General features: G+C 71.7%; 13 protein-coding genes. 4 read left to right on the forward strand and 9 right to left on the reverse strand.

The genetic code is table 11. The features are described from left to right. Positions 1 to 38: 38 nt before the first annotated feature. The gene (locus ACXJY8_RS06600; RefSeq protein ID WP_463777716.1) at positions 39 to 3,467 is read right to left on the reverse strand and encodes a DNA translocase FtsK; all 3,429 of its coding nucleotides are present in this window, start codon (positions 3,465 to 3,467) and stop codon (positions 39 to 41) included. Between the two features lie 260 nt (positions 3,468 to 3,727). On the opposite strand from ACXJY8_RS06600, the gene ACXJY8_RS06605 reads away from it, so the two are divergent. The 3 genes from ACXJY8_RS06605 (at position 3,728) to ACXJY8_RS06615 (ending at position 6,706) form a co-directional block, all read left to right on the forward strand. Then, positions 3,728 to 5,809: an NAD(+) synthase gene (locus ACXJY8_RS06605; protein ID WP_463777719.1), complete on the forward strand. Its 2,082-nt coding sequence runs from the start codon at positions 3,728 to 3,730 to the stop codon at positions 5,807 to 5,809. Between the two features lie 66 nt (positions 5,810 to 5,875). Beyond that, the gene (locus ACXJY8_RS06610) at positions 5,876 to 6,103 is read left to right on the forward strand and encodes a hypothetical protein (protein WP_463777723.1); all 228 of its coding nucleotides are present in this window, start codon (positions 5,876 to 5,878) and stop codon (positions 6,101 to 6,103) included. A gap of 195 nt (positions 6,104 to 6,298) precedes the next feature. After that, positions 6,299 to 6,706 carry a PilZ domain-containing protein gene (locus ACXJY8_RS06615; RefSeq protein ID WP_463777725.1) on the forward strand — a complete coding sequence of 136 codons (408 nt, stop codon included), beginning with the start codon at positions 6,299 to 6,301 and terminating at the stop codon, positions 6,704 to 6,706. A 1-nt stretch (position 6,707) separates the two neighbouring features. On the opposite strand, the gene ACXJY8_RS06620 is transcribed toward ACXJY8_RS06615, so the two are convergent. Continuing rightward, a complete protein-coding gene (locus tag ACXJY8_RS06620; protein WP_463777729.1) occupies positions 6,708 to 7,166 on the reverse strand; it encodes an HIT family protein in 459 nt (152 codons plus the stop codon). Between the two features lie 286 nt (positions 7,167 to 7,452). On the opposite strand from ACXJY8_RS06620, the gene ACXJY8_RS06625 reads away from it, so the two are divergent. Further along, positions 7,453 to 8,436, forward strand: coding sequence for a cation diffusion facilitator family transporter (locus ACXJY8_RS06625; protein WP_463777732.1), 984 nt, complete (start codon positions 7,453 to 7,455; stop codon positions 8,434 to 8,436). A 76-nt stretch (positions 8,437 to 8,512) separates the two neighbouring features. On the opposite strand, the gene ACXJY8_RS06630 is transcribed toward ACXJY8_RS06625, so the two are convergent. The 7 genes from ACXJY8_RS06630 to ACXJY8_RS06660 all read right to left on the reverse strand — a co-directional run bounded on the left by ACXJY8_RS06630 (position 8,513) and on the right by ACXJY8_RS06660 (position 15,661). After that, positions 8,513 to 9,394, reverse strand: coding sequence for an alginate O-acetyltransferase AlgX-related protein (locus ACXJY8_RS06630; protein WP_463777735.1), 882 nt, complete (start codon positions 9,392 to 9,394; stop codon positions 8,513 to 8,515). Between the two features lie 126 nt (positions 9,395 to 9,520). Further along, positions 9,521 to 10,564 (reverse strand): hypothetical protein, encoded by a 1,044-nt coding sequence (locus tag ACXJY8_RS06635; protein WP_463777739.1) that lies wholly within the window; start codon positions 10,562 to 10,564, stop codon positions 9,521 to 9,523. Between the two features lie 444 nt (positions 10,565 to 11,008). Further along, on the reverse strand, positions 11,009 to 11,236 hold the full coding sequence (locus ACXJY8_RS06640; protein ID WP_463777741.1) for a hypothetical protein: 228 nt from the start codon (positions 11,234 to 11,236) through the stop codon (positions 11,009 to 11,011). A gap of 204 nt (positions 11,237 to 11,440) precedes the next feature. Continuing rightward, positions 11,441 to 12,136, reverse strand: a complete 696-nt coding sequence (locus tag ACXJY8_RS06645) for a sigma-70 family RNA polymerase sigma factor (protein WP_463777744.1) — start codon at positions 12,134 to 12,136, stop codon at positions 11,441 to 11,443. Positions 12,137 to 12,503: 367 nt separating this feature from the next. Continuing rightward, positions 12,504 to 13,004: a glutathione peroxidase gene (locus ACXJY8_RS06650; protein WP_463777747.1), complete on the reverse strand. Its 501-nt coding sequence runs from the start codon at positions 13,002 to 13,004 to the stop codon at positions 12,504 to 12,506. Positions 13,005 to 13,106: 102 nt separating this feature from the next. Next, entirely contained in the window at positions 13,107 to 14,267 is a 1,161-nt protein-coding gene (locus ACXJY8_RS06655) for a M20 aminoacylase family protein (RefSeq protein ID WP_463777752.1), read from the reverse strand. After that, positions 14,264 to 15,661 carry a GNAT family N-acetyltransferase gene (locus ACXJY8_RS06660; protein WP_463777755.1) on the reverse strand — a complete coding sequence of 466 codons (1,398 nt, stop codon included), beginning with the start codon at positions 15,659 to 15,661 and terminating at the stop codon, positions 14,264 to 14,266. Before ACXJY8_RS06660 ends, ACXJY8_RS06655 begins: the two co-directional genes overlap by 4 nt. Positions 15,662 to 15,703: the final 42 nt, after the last annotated feature.

Consider the following 15,703-nt stretch of genomic DNA (forward strand, 5'->3'; position numbering starts at 1 on the left):
CGGGTGGGGCGGCGGCGGCCCCACCCGGACACGGCGTCTCAGTCGTCGTAGTCCATCATGCCGGAGGCGGCGTGGCCGCCCTCCATCAGGATCTCGCGCTTGCCGGCATGGTTGGCCGGGCCGACGATGCCCTCGATCTCCATCCGCTCCATGATCGAGGCGGCGCGGTTGTAGCCGATCTGCAGACGGCGCTGGATGTAGCTCGTCGAGGCCTTGCGGTCGCGCATCACCACCTGCACCGCCTGGTCGTAGAGCTCGGCGCCGGGATCGATGCCGCCGCTGCCCGCGTAGGCACCCGCGTCGAAGATCGGGGCGTCGATGTCCTCGATCTCGGCGGCCTGGGCCTTCTCGGCCCGGTCGGCCTTGTCCGCCTTCGAGCCCTTGGCGGGCTTCTCGTCGCCGCTGCCGTCGTCGGCCGTGACGGCCTCGAGGTAGGAGGGCCGGCCCTGGCGCTTGAGGTGGGCGACCACGCTCTCGACCTCCGCGTCCGAGCAGAACGGCCCGTGCACGCGCGTCGTGCGCCCGCCGCCGGCCATGAACAGCATGTCGCCCTGGCCCAGCAGCTGCTCGGCGCCCATCTCGCCCAGGATCGTGCGGCTGTCGATCTTGCTCGTCACCTGGAAGGAGATCCGGGTCGGGAAGTTGGCCTTGATCGTGCCCGTGATCACGTCGACCGAGGGACGCTGGGTCGCCATGATCAGGTGGATGCCGGCCGCGCGCGCCATCTGCGCCAGGCGCTGGATCGCCCCCTCGATGTCCTTGCCCGCCACCATCATCAGGTCGGCCATCTCGTCGACCACGATCACGATGTAGGGCAGCGCCGAGAGGTCCATCTCCTCCGTCTCGTAGACGGCCTGGCCGGTCTCGCGGTTGAAGCCGGTATGGACCTCGCGGGTAATCACCTCGCCCTTGGCCCGGGCCTCCGCCATGCGCGCGTTGTAGCCGTCGATGTTGCGCACGGCGATCTTGGACATCTTCTTGTAGCGCTCCTCCATCTCGCGCACCGCCCATTTGAGGGCGATGACCGCCTTCTTCGGGTCGATGACGACGGGGGAGAGCAGGTGCGGGATGCCGTCGTAGACGGAGAGTTCCAGCATCTTCGGATCGACCATGATCAGGCGGCACTCCTCCGGCTTCATCCGGTAGAGGAGGCTGAGGATCATCGTGTTGATGGCCACCGACTTGCCCGAGCCCGTGGTGCCGGCCACCAGCAGGTGAGGCATCTTGGCCAGGTCCGCGATGATCGGCTCGCCGCCGATGTTCTTGCCGAGGCACAGGGCGAGCTTGTGCTTGCTCATCCCGAAATCGGCCGAGGCGAGGAGCTCGCGCAGGTACACGGTCTCGCGGGTGTCGTTGGGCAGTTCGATGCCGATGACGTTGCGGCCCGGCACCACGGCGACGCGGGCGGAGACCGCCGACATCGAGCGGGCGATGTCGTCCGAGAGCGAGATCACGCGGCTCGACTTGGTGCCGGGCGCCGGCTCCAGCTCGTAGAGGGTCACCACCGGGCCGGGGCGCACCGCGAGGATGTCGCCGCGCACGCCGAAATCCTGGACTGTCTGCTGGAGGTTGAGGGCGTTCTGCTCCAGCACGTCGGCGTCGACCTCCTCCGTGTCGTTCAGCGGCGGCTCGGCCAGGAGGTCGAGGGACGGGTGCTCGTAATCGGCGTTCTCCACGAAGGACATCGGCACGTGCCGGCCGGCCGGGATGAGGAGGGGGCGCTCGGGCAGGATCGCGCGCGGCATGTGGACGGCCGGAGCCTCCGGCACCGCGACGGCCTCCGCCTCCGGGGCGGGGCTTTCGGCGGCGAGCGCCTCGACCGGAGCGGCCGACGCGTCGGGCACGGCCGCCTCGGGCTCGGGCTCGGGGACGGACAGGCCCTTGGGGTTGCGCAGCAGCACCGGACGCGCCGGGATCGGGGTCGGCACGAAGGCCGGCTCGGCCGCCCGGGGCGCCGGCACGAAGGGGACCGGCGCGAAGGGGACCGGCGCGAAGGGGGCGACGGGCACGAACGGCATCGCCGGCGGCTGGGCGAGGGAGAGGGCAGGGGAGGGGGCCGAAGACGGGACCGAGGAGGGGGCAGAAGAGGGAACCGGGACCGGAGCGGCGGCCTCGGCAGCCATCGGGGCGGCGACGGGCAGAACCGCCGGCCGGCCGGCGCGGATCGCCGCGCGGGCGGCCATGGCGTGGAGCGGGGCCGGGCGGGCGGGCGCCGCGCCCGGAAGCGCGTTGTCCTGGCCCTCGACCGGACGCGGCGGGCCGAAGGGCTCGAAGCGCACGAGGTGCTCCAGGCGATAGGCGGCGCGGGCCGGCGCCTCGGCGCTCGCGGGGGCGTCCGCCGGCAGGGCTTCGGTCTCGGTCGCCGCGACGGCGACGTCGCAGGCCGCGATCGCGACGGCCTCGGGGGCCGGCAGCGGGGCGGGCTCGGCCTGGATCGCCGACCAGGCGTCGAGGGCGGCGCCGTCGCGCCCGTCGAACCAGGCATGGACCTCGGACCAGTCCGGCACGTCCGACCAGTCGCGGTCGTCGGGGATCACGGCGGTCTCGGGGAGGGCGGTCTCGGGGAGGGCGGTCTCGGGGAGGGCGGTCTCGGGGAGGGCGGTCTCGGGGAGGACGGTCTCGGGGAGGACGGTCTCGGGGCGGGCGGGCTCGGCCGGAGCGGGCTCCGGCTCGGGGGCGGGGGCCTCGGCGTTGGGGCGGCCCTGGCGGCGGTCGGGGCTGCGGAAGAAGCGCACGCCGGGGGGCGCGACGAAGGGCTGGCGCCACAGGGGCTCGGGCACCTGGGCGGCCAGGGCCTCGGCCTCGGCCTCGGCCGCGAGGGCGGCCTGCTCGCGCGCCTCGGCGTCGCGGCGCAGCGCGTCCTGCTCGGCCTGGAGGCGCAGGGCCTCGGCCTCGGCCTCCGCATGGGCCTGGGCACGGGCGGCGCGCTCGGCGTCCAGCGCCCGCTGGCGCCGTTCGTGCAGCACCGGATCGGGGGTTCGGGTGTAGCGCACGGCCGGGCCGGCCGGGGCGGCGGAGGCCTGGGCCTCGCCCGCCTCGGGCATGATCGCGGCCGGGCGGCGCGGCGTCCGGATCAGGACGCGGGGCGCGGGCGCGTCGGCCTCCATCGGGCCGTCGTCGAACCCGGCCGAGGGGGCGGCGCGGCGCGGAATCATGTCGAGGGTGGCGCGGTCGTCGAAGACCTGGGCGGGCCAGGCCTGGATCGCCGGGGCGGGCCGGAAGGCGAGGCCGACCTCGCCCCGGCCGACCAGGGCCTGCGGGCTCGTCATCCAGCTCGGGGTCGGGCGGGTGGCCGCCACCGTGTAGTCCGGCCGCTGCGGCGGGCCGGCGAGGCGGCGCGAGAGGGTCGCCCGCAGGTTCATCAACCGGTGCGCCAGGGCGCCGATCGACAGGCCGAGACGGTCGCCGCCGCGAACGGGGCGCGAAGGATCACGGTGGGAGTAGGGGAGCCGTCCCGATGCGCGCATGATTGGCCGGATGTACTCAAAACGGGTCCGCCGCCGGGAGCGGCGCGGTTCAGCGCTGAGTTAGGGGCATCGTCGTTAACAGACGCTTGATCCGCCCCCGCGACCGAGGCCCGACCACGTCGACCAGCCCCCCGCATCGAGCCCTCCGAACCCGGAGCCCCCTCGCCCCGGCCCGCTCGGGCCGCCGCTTAACCCTTGCGCTGGAGGCGGATGGCGCCAGGGGCTAAGGTACCGGTGCGACCAGCCCGGAGCCCCGCCCCTTGCCCAACCCCTCGGCGACCCCGCCCGCCCCGGCCGATCCCGGCTTCCGCTCGCTCTACCGGCACGGCTTCGCCCGGGTCGCCGCCTGCACCACCCGCAGCCATCCGGCCGACCCGGCCCGCAACGCGGACGGCATCCTCGCCCTCGCCCGGTCCTGCGACGGCGCCGGGGTCGCCGTGGCGGTGTTCCCGGAGCTCTGCGTCTCGGCCTACGCCATCGAGGACCTGTTCCTGCAGGTGACGGTGCTGGACGCGGTGGAGGCGGCCGTCGCGCGCCTCGTGGCGGATTCGGCCGCGCTCCAGCCCGTCCTCGTCGTGGGCGCGCCCCTGCGCTGGGGCCACCGGCTCTACAACTGCGCCCTGGCCATCCACCGCGGCCGCCTCCTCGGGGTGGTCCCGAAGAGCTTCCTGCCGACCTACCGGGAGTTCTACGAGAAGCGCCACTTCGCCTCCGGCGCCGGGATCGCGGGCGAGACCATCCGGGTCGCCGGCCTGGAGGCCCCCTTCGGCACCGACCTCCTGTTCGCCGCCGCGGACATCCCCGACCTGGTCCTCGGCATCGAGGTCTGCGAGGACCTCTGGGTCCCCGCCTCCCCCGGCACCGACGCGGCGCTCGCCGGCGCCACCGTGCTCGCCAACCTGTCGGGCAGCCCGATCACGGTGGGCCGGGCGGAATCCCGGGCGATGCTGTCGCGGGCCGCCTCGATGCGCTGCCTCTGCGCCTACGTCTACGCCGCCGCCGGCACCGGCGAATCCACCACCGACCTGTCCTGGGACGGGCAGACCAGCATCGACGAGAACGGGGTGCGCCTCGCCGAGGGGCCGCGCTTCTCGCCCGAGCCCGTGATGACCCTGGCCGACATCGATCTCGGCCGCCTCGCCCAGGAGCGGCTCCAGATGGGCAGCTTCGACGATTCGGGGCGGGCCGCGCCGCTGAAGGCCCCCTACCGCCGGGTGTCCTTCCGGCTCGACCCGCCGGCCGGCGACCTCGGGCTGAAGCGCACGGTCGAGCGCTTCCCCTTCGTGCCCGCCGATCCGGGCCGCCTCGCCCAGGATTGCTACGAGGCCTACAACATCCAGGTGGCGGGCCTCGCCCAGCGCCTGGAGGCGACGGGGACGAAGCGGGTCGTCATCGGCGTCTCGGGCGGCCTCGATTCCACCCACGCCCTCATCGTGGCGGCCAAGGCCATGGACCGGCTCGGCCTCCCGCGGGAGAACATCCTGGCCTACACCCTGCCGGGCTTCGCCACCTCGGAGGGCACCAAGGCCAACGCCCATGCCCTGATGCGGGCGCTCGGCACCACCGCCCGCGAGATCGACATCCGCGAGGCCGCCACCGTGATGCTCAAGGGCATGGACCACCCGTTCGGGCGCGGCGAGCCGGTCTACGACGTCACCTTCGAGAACGTGCAGGCTGGCCTGCGCACGGACTACCTGTTCCGACTCGCCAATCAGAACGGCGCCCTCGTGATCGGCACCGGCGACCTGTCGGAACTGGCGCTGGGCTGGTGCACCTACGGCGTCGGCGACCAGATGAGCCATTACGGCGTCAATGCCGGCGTGCCCAAGACCCTGATCCAGCACCTGATCCGCTGGGTCATCGGCTCGGGCCAGTTCGCGCCCGAGGTCGGCGTCACCCTGCGGGCGATCCTCGACACCGAGATCTCGCCCGAGCTGGTGCCCGTGGCGGCGGGCCAGACCCCGCAGAGCACGCAAGGCGTGATCGGCCCCTACGCCCTGCAGGACTTCACCCTGTTCTACACCCTGCGCTACGGCTTCCCGCCCTCGAAGATCGCCTTCCTGGCCCTCCACGCCTGGCACGACGCGGAGGACGGCGCCTGGCCGCCGGACTTTCCGCCTGCCGAGCGCGGCGCCTACGACCTGCCCGAGATCCGGCGCTGGCTCGCCGTCTTCCTCAAGCGCTTCTTCGGCTTCAGCCAGTTCAAGCGCTCGGCGCTGCCCAACGGCCCCAAGGTCTCGGCGGGAGGCGCCCTGTCTCCGCGCGGGGACTGGCGCGCGCCCTCCGATGGAAGCGCCGCGCCCTGGCTCGAGGAGCTGGCCCGCAACGTTCCGGAGACCTGATCGACACAGTGCTGTCCGATTGCCTGCTTAGGGCGTAGCTTGGGTGGGCGAATCGGAGATTGACCGATGCAGAATTACAACGTTTTCTGCCTCAGGAGCGTCGAGGGCCTGTGCTGCGCCGTGCCGGAGAGCCGTGCCGTGCCGCCCTTCCTCGGGAACGGCCGCTGGGCCTTCGGCGGCAAGCTCGCGACGGCCGGCGACGCCCCCGCCGATTTCGACGACCGCGCGGCCGAGACCGCCGTCCGCTTCAACGGCTTCTACCTGTTCCAGACCATGGACAGCCGCTTCCACTGAGGCCCGCTTGCACTGAGGCCCGTGGCGCTTTGCATGAGGCTCGCGGCGCTTTGCATGAGGCCCGCGGCGCCTGCCCGCCCACGCATCGCGGCGATCATTCCTTAAGGGGCGCCGTGCCAGGGTGGCGCCCGATGGGTCCGGGGTCGGAGCCGGGCCGATGACGGAAGACGCGGCAGCATGCCGGAGCGGGACAGCATGTCGGAGCATCGCAGGGAATCGCGCCTGAGGACCTTCCTCAAGGGGCAGATCATCTTCAACAAGGGCGCCTCGACCATGGACTGCCTGGTGCGGGACCTGTCCCCCTCCGGCGCCCGCCTGGCCCTCACCGAGACCTCGACGCTGCCCGAGAGCTTCGACCTCTACATCCCGCAGAAGGACCGGACCTACCGCGCCTCCCTGTGCTGGCGCCGGGCGGACGGCATCGGCATCACCTTCGTGGACGAGGCCGCGCCGGCGCCCGTGCCCGTGCCCGCCGCGGCGGCCCCGCCCCCGGCGGACGACGCCGCGATGCTCGCCCTGGTGCGCCGGATCAGCGAACTCGAGGCCGAGAACGCCGCCCTGCGCCGGCTCCTCGCCAGCCCGCCGGTGAGCGGCGCCGCCTGACTCAGCCCGCCGCGAGCGCCGCCCGGATGCGCGCGGCGTGCTCGGCCAGCACCGCCCGGTCGGCCATGCCGCCGCCGTGGCGCTGCAGCGGGACGCCCTCGAAGCGCGGCACGATGTGGACGTGGAGGTGGAACACCGTCTGCCCGCCCGCCGGCTCGTTGTACTGGAACACCGTCAGACCCTCGGCCGCGAAGGCCGCCTTCACCGCGCGGGCGACCCGCTGCACCGTCCGCGCCAGGGCGGCGAGGGAATCCGGGTCGGCGTCGAGGAGGCCGCGGGCCGGGGCCTTGGGGATCACCAGCGTGTGGCCGTCCCCTTGCGGCATCACGTCCATGAAGGCGAGGGTGTCGGCATCCTCGTAGACCCGCTCGGCCGGGATCTCCCCGCGCAGGATCTTGGCGAAGATGTTGTCGGGGTCGTAGGCGGGCGTTGGAGCGAGGGTCTGGGGTAGGTCCGTCACGGCGGCCGGCTCCGGGTCTGGCGGGTGCGATCGGCGCGCACGATGCACAGACCGGCGCGCCGCGTCCACCTGGGGCGGAATCGATCCGGCCCCCGTGCCGGACGCGGCACGAACGCGGCGCGCGAATCATCCGGAGACGGCGAACCTTCCGGCTGCCCTGCGCGTTGCCTGCGCTTTGCCCCCCAACGGCGACGCTTGACCCGCGACGCCTGGCGGGACGCGCGGTCCGCGGCGACGCCCGCCGGGACCGCGCGTCCCGCTCCAGAGCCCGAGAGATCCCCGCCGCATGGCCCACGAGAGCACCAGCGCCATCTACACCGCGGCGGGGGCCAACCTCGCGATCGCGGCGGCCAAGTTCGTCGGAGCCTTCCTCACCGGCAGCTCGGCGATGCTGGCCGAGGGCGTCCACTCGGTGGTCGACACCACCAACCAGATCCTGCTCCTGATCGGCATGAAGCGCGCGCAGCGCCCCGCCACGGAGAAGCACCCGTTCGGCTACGGCCGCGAGGTCTATTTCTACGCCTTCATCGTCGCGCTGTTCATCTTCCTCGGCGGCGGCGCCTTCGCGGTCTACGAGGGCATCCACAAGCTCCAGCACCCCGAGCCCTCGGCCGATGCCGTGGTCTGGGGCTACCCCATCTCGGGCTTCTGGGTGAACGTGGCGATCCTGGGCTTCTCGGTGATGGCCGAGGGCTATTCCTGCTTCGTGGCCATGAAGGCGTTCTGGGCCGAGAAGGGCAGCCGCCCGCCGCTCGCCGCGATCCGGCGGAGCAAGGACCCGGCCCTGTTCACCGTGCTGGCCGAGGACGTCGCCGCCCTGATGGGCCTCGTGGTGGCGCTGGCCGGCGTGATCCTGGCCCGGGTCCTCGACATGCCGGCCCTCGACGGCTGGTCCTCCATCGGCATCGGCCTGATCCTGATCGGGATGGCGGCATTCCTGATGGTCGAGACGCACGGCCTCCTCATCGGCGAGGCCGCCGATCCCGAGCTGGTGGCGGCGATCCGCGCCGTGGTGCGCGACGAGGCGGGGGTGCACCACGTCAACACCGTGCTGACCCAGCACCTCGGCCCCTCCGATGTCCTCGTCAATGTCAGCCTCGACATGGACGACAGCCTGACCGCCGGCCAGATCGAGGCCATGGTCGCCCGGGTCGAGGCCCGGCTGAAGGCCCGCAGCCCCGACGTGACGCGGGTGTTCATCGAGGTCCAGTCCCGGGCCGTCCCGGCCCCCGACGCGCTGGGCGCCGCCCCGGCCTCCGCCAACGCCTGACGCGGGGCGTCAGCCGCCGTCCGGCAGGCGCGCGCGGCGCAGCCGGTGATGGACCGGCGCCTGCGGGCGAGGGGCCCTACGGCTCAACCGCGTAGGTGTCCGCCGTCACCTGGCGAAGAAACCGCTCCGCGATCTGGCCGATCAGGATGTCCGGCTTCACCCGGGCGAAATAGGCCCAATCCACGGCTGGTGACCAGATGAAGTGCACCTCCCGGAAGGTCTCGGCCAGCATGACGACCAAGCTCGCGGCGGGAAAGTCCGAATAGGAATCACCGACCAGCATCAACGTCCGGGGATCCGCGCGCGCACTTGGGTTGCGGTAGACGTGATGGATTCCCCTGTGCGAGGCGGTCTGCCGCGACTCGTACAGCAACGCCTTCGCGTTCGCGTGAACCCGCGTCGAATCCGATTGCAGGCGGTAGAAAGTCCGGTCTTCCGAGATCGCGGGCTCGAACTTCGAACCGAGATCACCGGCGGACCGCTCCTCATGGCGCTCCCTAAGGTGGAAGTCTTCGACCGCCCTGGCCCGGCAGGCTCGGCAGATCTGCCGATAGGCGATCTGGCAGCCCGCCAGCGTCCAATGCGTATCCGTCCTCTGATAGAGATCGCCGTCCGAGCGATGCGCGCGCAGGTGCGGAGACAATTCGATATAGGATCGGCGCAGGATCGGATGGAACAGCAGCCTCCTGTGCAGGCGGTTGCAGAGAGAGGATCGCGGATCGATTGACAGATCTCCGAGCTTATCGTCGTAGATGTAGATCTTTTCCGGCGCGATCATCGTGAAATAAGCGCACCCTGCTTTTTTGCAGGCGCGATAGCGACGCGCGAAGACATCCCGCCAAGCATCGAGCTGGATGTCGATGAGGGGATTTTTTCGGGTCTGGGCGAGAACCTTGTTGGTACCGCCGACGAGAAAGAGCCATCCGTCGACACCTCGATGAACATCGTCCTCGGACATGGCTCGGACGGGGCCTTCAGGATTTCGCGGGCACGGGATGGGTGGGATGCCGGGCTGCTAGGATGCCTGCGGGCCGCCCCCGACCGGCACGCTCCGCCCGGCGTCGAACGGCGATCCCGGCGTCGATCATTGCCAGCTCTTTCCGACGGCATGCCGAACGGCATCGGAAATCACCGTGTCGAACGCGACCATATCCCGCGCGGCGTCGACCGATCTCAGCAGGGTCGCGAGCGACAGGAGGTCCTCCGACGGCTGGGGATGCGCCATCTCGACGGGAGCGACCCCCAGGCGGTCGAGGAGCGCGGTATAATACTCGTTCGTGTAATCGCTGTGCCCCACGACCTTGATCCGCGAGATGATCTCCATGGCGACGATAGAGTTGCCGGGTGCGAACGGGTCGCTCGGCGAGCGTGTTCCGAACTGCCGGCAGAGCGGGTTGTAGAGCAGGCGGTAGCACGGCTCGGGCAGCATCCGCAGGAAGCGCTTGATGTTCCGGCTGTTCGACAGGTCGTACTCCGCCGCGAAGCGGACCGATTCCAGCATCCCGCCCAGGCGCCAGTTCTGCGCGGGGTCGTCCGCGATCGCCTTCTTCGACTGAAGCCACCGCATGCGGGCGGCCATTTCCACGAAGGGGTCCTGGATGAGGACGCCGCTCACGCACGTGTCATCCTGGAAGAACACTTCGTAACGGGGAAAGATCACGGCCCCGGTGATGAGCGACGACGTCAGCCAAGGCCCCTGCATGATGCTCTGCACGACCTCTTCCGAGAGCCGGTCGACGTTGAAGTAGCTGTACTGGAACAGATCGAACAGGTTCTGCTCGACGAAGGTGTTCTTTTGAACGGTCGTGGTGAGGTTGATCAGCCTAGCCGGCAGGAAAACCTTCTCGCGAACGGCCCGGTAGATGAGAATGTTCGTGTCGGCATCGAAGATCTCGATCCGGTTCGCGGAAGCGAGCTCCGGCAATTCCTTCTCGGTGATCATGTAGACGCATTGACCGGTCGCGTGCCAGCCATTCGCCCGGATGTTGTCGTCGGTGATCCAGGCCGACAGCTCCGCGGTCCGGCGCCCGTTGACGGAGATGAAGACCTTGCTGATCGCACGCGGATTGTCGGGCGCCAGCCAGAAGTGAATCCCTGCACTCACGTCCCTGTTGACGAAGAATCGCATCGTTGGTCCTACGGAACACCTGCGCGGATCGCCCGATCGGCAGGCCTGCACATGCCTGTATTGACGAAGAGACCGCGCCATTCGCACACCGCGCGGCGGACCGGCGCGCCGGACCGGATGCCTGGGTTCTCCATTCGGCCGATCCAGGGCTCCCGTCTCCGGATTCCGCCTCGGAGGCGGACCGCCCGCCCGGACGATCCGCACCGCGCATCGCAGGAGCCTTACACCGGGGCTTCGATCTTGGCCGGCCCTTGACCTCCCGCGACCCGCCTCGGCCTCGGGCGCCGCGTTCTCGCATACCCGGAATTCCTTCGTCCAGCGCCATCGGGTCTTACGGACGATCCGAGCGGCAGGCGGGCCCCGTCGCACGGGGCCCGCACACGCGTGGAGGCCCCCGCAGGGCTTCCGGCTCCGGCCGCCGGGCGGAGCAGGGGCAGGTCGCGCTCAGGCGAGCTCGAGTTCGAGGGCGACGTCGGTCAGGTAATAGGCGATGCGGCGGCGCGCCTCCGGGTCGGCGCAGGCGACGCTGAAGCCCACCGTCAGGGTCTGGCCGGCATAGAGGCGCAGGACCGATTCCGCCATCAGGGCGGCCTCGCGCTCGGCCGCGGCGGTCAGGACGCGACGCCCGTCGCGGGTCTCCAGGGTCACGCGGTAGGTCCGGGCGTTCATCATGGATCGATCCCTGCGATCGGTGGCGATGACATCGACGGAATGCCGCGCGCGGCAGAAGCAACGGCGAAATCGGCCGGACCGATCCATGCCGATCTGCGCCGCGATGCAAAGGTCGAACCGCCGCCGGCCGCGAGCCGGACGATCCCGACGGCGGAAGGACCGGCCCCGGTCCGGGGGGCGCCTCCGCCGGACGTCGGCGCGGGCTCACGGAGCCGCGCCGCGCGCCTCCATCCCGAGGGAGCCGATGAGGAAGGCCCGGGCCCGGCTGACCCGGCTCTTCATGGTGCCGACCTGGCAGCCGATCAGCTCCGCGGCGGCCTCGTAGGTCATGCCCTGCGCCGCGACCAGGACCAGGGCCTCGCGCTGGGCGGCCGGCAGCCGTCCGAGATGCTGCCAGACCCGGCGCAGGTCGCTGCTCGCCTCTTGCGCGGCCGGCGCGACGATCCGGGCGGCCATCGCCCCGTCCGCGTCCTCGACCTCGCGCTTCCGCTTGCGGCACTCGGTGTAGAACTGGTTGCGCAGGATGGTGCAGAGCCAGGCCTTCAGGTTGCTGCCGGGCTCGAAGCGGTGGCGGTTCGCCCAGGCCTTGAGCAGGGTCTCCTGCACCAGGTCGTCGGCGGCGTTGGGTGCGATGGCGAGCGACAGCGCGAAGGCGCGCAGGCCCGGCAGGGCCTCCAGCAGCCCGGCGCGGAAATCCGCGGCCGCGGCCGGGGGCGCCTCCAGCCGGTCGATCAGCGCGAGCAGGGCCGCCGGCTGCTCCTCGGCGAGGATCGCGGCGTAGAAGGCCTTGAGTTCCGAGCCGAGATGCGCCCGCACCGCCTCGGGCATCGCCCGGCCCGGCAACGCCGTGATGCCGGCCTCCCCGTTGGCCGAGGCCCGTCGCCCGTGTCCTGCCGCCATGCCCGCTCCCCGCCTCCCCTGGATCGCACGCCATTCCGGGACGATCCGGCAATGCCTTCGGGAGCCTTTGGCATACCAAGGCTGAACGCCGGCTAACGAACTCTTCACCGGATCGTCGAGTCGGCGCGTCGGCGGGTCGGCGGGTCGGCCGTGCGGGTCCGGAAGCGCCGCGGGACAGCGACGGGCGGCGCGGCTTCTGTCGCCCTCCCTGTGTCGATTCAGGCGGTTCCTCGCCCTGCGGGATTCCGGCAGGACTTTCCTAACCCTGCCCGTCGATCGCGCCCGCTGGCTGGGAATGGCGCACCGTCCGTCCCGGCCGGCCGGCGGAACGAGGGCGTGCCCGATCCGGCCCGCGCTCTCGGAGCCCTCAAGGCGCCGGTGCGGGCTCCGCCAGGGCGGCCGCGACGGCGGCCTCCAGGGCCTCCGGCTTCGTCGAGGGGGCGTAGCGGGCGATCACCCGCCCGTCGCGCCCGATCAGGAACTTGGTGAAGTTCCACTTGATGGCGCGGCTGCCGAGGAGGCCGGGCTTCGCCTTGGTCAGATGGGCGAAGACCGGGTCGGCCGCGGGGCCGTTCACCGCGACCTTGGCGAGGACGGGGAAGCTGACGTCGTAGGTCAGGCTGCAGAACCGGGCGATCTCGGCCGCATCCCCCGGCTCCTGGGCGCCGAACTGGTTGCAGGGAAACCCCAGCACCACGAGGCCCTCGGCCCGATGCTTCTGCGCCAGGGCCTCCAGCCCGGCATATTGCGGCGTGAACCCGCATTTCGAGGCGGTGTTGACGATCAGGATCACCTGTCCCCGGTGCTGGGCCAGGGGGTAGGGCGCCCCGTCGGCCGCCCTCGGGATCAGGTCGTGCAGGCTGTCCATGGCGGGGCGAACCGTGTGAGGGGCAAAGGGGGTCGGGCGGGCAAGGGGGACGAGGCGGCGGGGACCCGCGCCTCGGACCCCGCCGCCCGGGTCCGCGCTGCGTCAGGCGGCGGTGCGCCGCTCCACGAGGCGGGCGAGGAAGGCCGAGCCGAGGGGGATGATGCTGTCGTCGAAGTCGAAGCTCGCATTGTGCAGGCCGGGGCCGGGGGTCGAGCCGATCCACGCATAGGCGCCGGGCACCCGCGCGACCATGTCGGCGAAATCCTCGCTGCCCATGCGCGGCTTCGACTGGTCATCGACGCCCTCCGAACCGAACAGCTCGCGGGCGATGTCGGCGGCGGCGGCCGCGTGTTCCGGGCTGTTCATCAGCACCGAGAACACGTCGCGGATGTCGACGTCGATCGTCGCCCCGTAGGCGGTCGCGATGCCCGCGGCGATCTCGCGGATGCGGGTGGTGACCAGGCTGCGCAGGTCCGCGTCGAAGGTCCGGACGGTGCCGGTGATGTGCGCGCCCTCCGGGATGACGTTGTAGGCCGCGCCCGCGTGGAACTGCGTCACGGAGAGGACCGCGCTCTTGAGCGGGTCGGCGTTGCGCGAGACGATCGACTGGAGCGCCTGGACCAGGGTGGAGCCGACCACGATGGGGTCGATGCCCTGTTGCGGCTGGGCCGCGTGGGCGCCGCGCCCGGTGATGCGGATGTCGAAGAAGTCCGCCGCCGCCATGGCCGGGCCGGGGCGCAGCTTGATCTTGCCGTGCGGGCCGTTGGGCTGGTTGTGGATCGCGTAGATCTCGTCGCAGGGGAATTTCTCGAACAGGCCGTCGGCGATCATCGCGCGGGCGCCGCCCTGGCCTTCTTCCGCCGGCTGGAACACGAACAGGGCGGTGCCGTCGAAGTCCCGGGTCTCGGCGAGGTAGCGCGCGGCGCCGAGCAGCATCGTGGTGTGGCCGTCATGCCCGCAGGCGTGCATCTTGCCCGGCACCGTCGAGCGGTAGGGCAGGTTGGTCTCCTCCTCGATCGGCAGGGCGTCCATGTCGGCGCGCAGGCCGATGCGGCGGCCCGAGCCCGTGCGGCCCTCGAGCACGCCCACCACCCCGGTGCCGCCGATGCCGCGATGGACGGCGATGCCGTAGCGGGCCAGCTCCGCGGCGACGATGCCGGAGGTGCGGACCTCCTCGAAGCCGAGTTCGGGATGGGCATGGAAATCCCGGCGGATCGCCACGAGGTCGTCGGCGAAGGTCTTGATGCGGTCGATGGGGCTCACGGATCGTCCTTGGGCTCTCGCGCCCCGCGCGGGGCGGTCTGCGCGTCGTCGGCGGGCGGTTTCGGATCGGAGGACACGTTCGGATCGGGTAACTCGGCCTCCGGTGCGGCCTCAGGCAAGTCGGATGCCGGCCGGTCCGAGGGTCCATCGGGTTCGGGCGAGGTTTCCCGCCGGAACGGCGTCAGCGTGTCGAGGACTTCGGCCGCCTCCAGCACGTGTTCGCGCTCGCGTCTCAAGTAATCGGCCACGGCGCGCCGCAGGGCCGGGTCGGCGATGTCGTGGGCCGAGTGCATGAGGACCGGGCGGTAGCCGCGGGCGAGCTTGTGCTCACCCTGCGCACCCGCCTCGACGCGCTTCAGGCCGCGCGCGATGGCGAAGTCGATGGCCTGATAGTAGCAGACCTCGAAATGCAGGAACGGGTGGTCCTCGACGCAGCCCCAGTTGCGGCCGTAGAGGGCGACGTCCCCGATGAGGTTGATGGCGCCGGCGACGTAGCGGCCCTCGCGCCTGGCCATCACCAGCAGCACCCGCTCGGGCATGCGCTCGCCCAGGAGCCCGAAGAACGCCCGGTTCAGGTAGGGCCGGCCCCACTTGCGCGCGCCGGTATCGGCGTAGAACGCGTAGAAGGCGTCCCAGTGGGCGGGGGTCAGGTCGGCGCCGGTGACGTGCTCGATGGTGATGCCGGGCGCCAGGGCGTCGCGGCGCTCGCGCCGGATCGCCTTGCGCTTGCGGGAGGCCAGGGCCCCGAGGAAGTCCTCGAAGGTCCCGTACCCGGCATTGTCCCAGTGGAACTGCTGGTCGACGCGCTGGAGGAAGCCCAGCGCCCCGGCCTGGGCCCACTCGCGCTCCTGCATGAAGGTGACGTGGATCGAGGAGGCCTTGGTCTCGGCGCGCAGCGCCCGCAGGCCGGCGACGATGGCGGACGCCGCCTCGTTCACGTCGCTGCCCGGCGCGATCAGGAAGCGCGGGCCGGTGACGGGGGTGAAGGGCACGCTGACCTGGAGCTTGGGGTAGTAGCTGCCCCCCGCCCGCTCGTAGGCGTCGGCCCAGCCGTGGTCGAAGACGTATTCGCCTTGGCTGTGGGACTTCAGGTAGCAGGGGGCCACGCCCACGAGGCGGCCCTCGCGCTCCACCGCCACGTGGAGGGGCAGCCAGCCGGTCTTGCGCGAGACGCAGCCCGAATCCTCCAGGGAGGACAGGAAGGCGTGCGAGGTGAAGGGGTTGTGGGTCTCGTCGCCCCCCGAGAGGGTCTCGGCCGAGGTGGCGCAGGCGTCCCACTCGGCCGCGGCGATCCCGGCGAGCCCCGGCACCGCGCGCACCTGCAGTTCCGTCACGGTCTCGGCCGAAGCGCCGGATTCGTCGCCGGGCCGATGGGTCTCGCCGGGGTTCGTCATCGCCGGGCAATCTAGTCCCCGGGACCCGGCGGGCCAAGGGCG

It is taken from the genome of Methylobacterium sp. TK31, from assembly GCF_055361545.1.

Bases quoted from the DNA above. Each gene is read 5' to 3' on its own strand.
- ACXJY8_RS06615 (WP_463777725.1), top strand. From the start codon at position 6,299: ATGTCGGAGCATCGCAGGGAATCGCGCCTGAGGACCTTCCTCAAGGGG.
- ACXJY8_RS06610 (WP_463777723.1), top strand. From the start codon at position 5,876: ATGCAGAATTACAACGTTTTCTGCCTCAGGAGCGTCGAGGGCCTGTGC.
- ACXJY8_RS06630 (WP_463777735.1), bottom strand. From the start codon at position 9,394: ATGTCCGAGGACGATGTTCATCGAGGTGTCGACGGATGGCTCTTTCTC.
- ACXJY8_RS06650 (WP_463777747.1), bottom strand. From the start codon at position 13,004: ATGGACAGCCTGCACGACCTGATCCCGAGGGCGGCCGACGGGGCGCCC.
- ACXJY8_RS06625 (WP_463777732.1), top strand. From the start codon at position 7,453: ATGGCCCACGAGAGCACCAGCGCCATCTACACCGCGGCGGGGGCCAAC.
- ACXJY8_RS06635 (WP_463777739.1), bottom strand. From the start codon at position 10,564: ATGCGATTCTTCGTCAACAGGGACGTGAGTGCAGGGATTCACTTCTGG.
- ACXJY8_RS06660 (WP_463777755.1), bottom strand. From the start codon at position 15,661: ATGACGAACCCCGGCGAGACCCATCGGCCCGGCGACGAATCCGGCGCT.
- ACXJY8_RS06640 (WP_463777741.1), bottom strand. From the start codon at position 11,236: ATGATGAACGCCCGGACCTACCGCGTGACCCTGGAGACCCGCGACGGG.
- ACXJY8_RS06600 (WP_463777716.1), bottom strand. From the start codon at position 3,467: ATGCGCGCATCGGGACGGCTCCCCTACTCCCACCGTGATCCTTCGCGC.
- ACXJY8_RS06645 (WP_463777744.1), bottom strand. From the start codon at position 12,136: ATGGCGGCAGGACACGGGCGACGGGCCTCGGCCAACGGGGAGGCCGGC.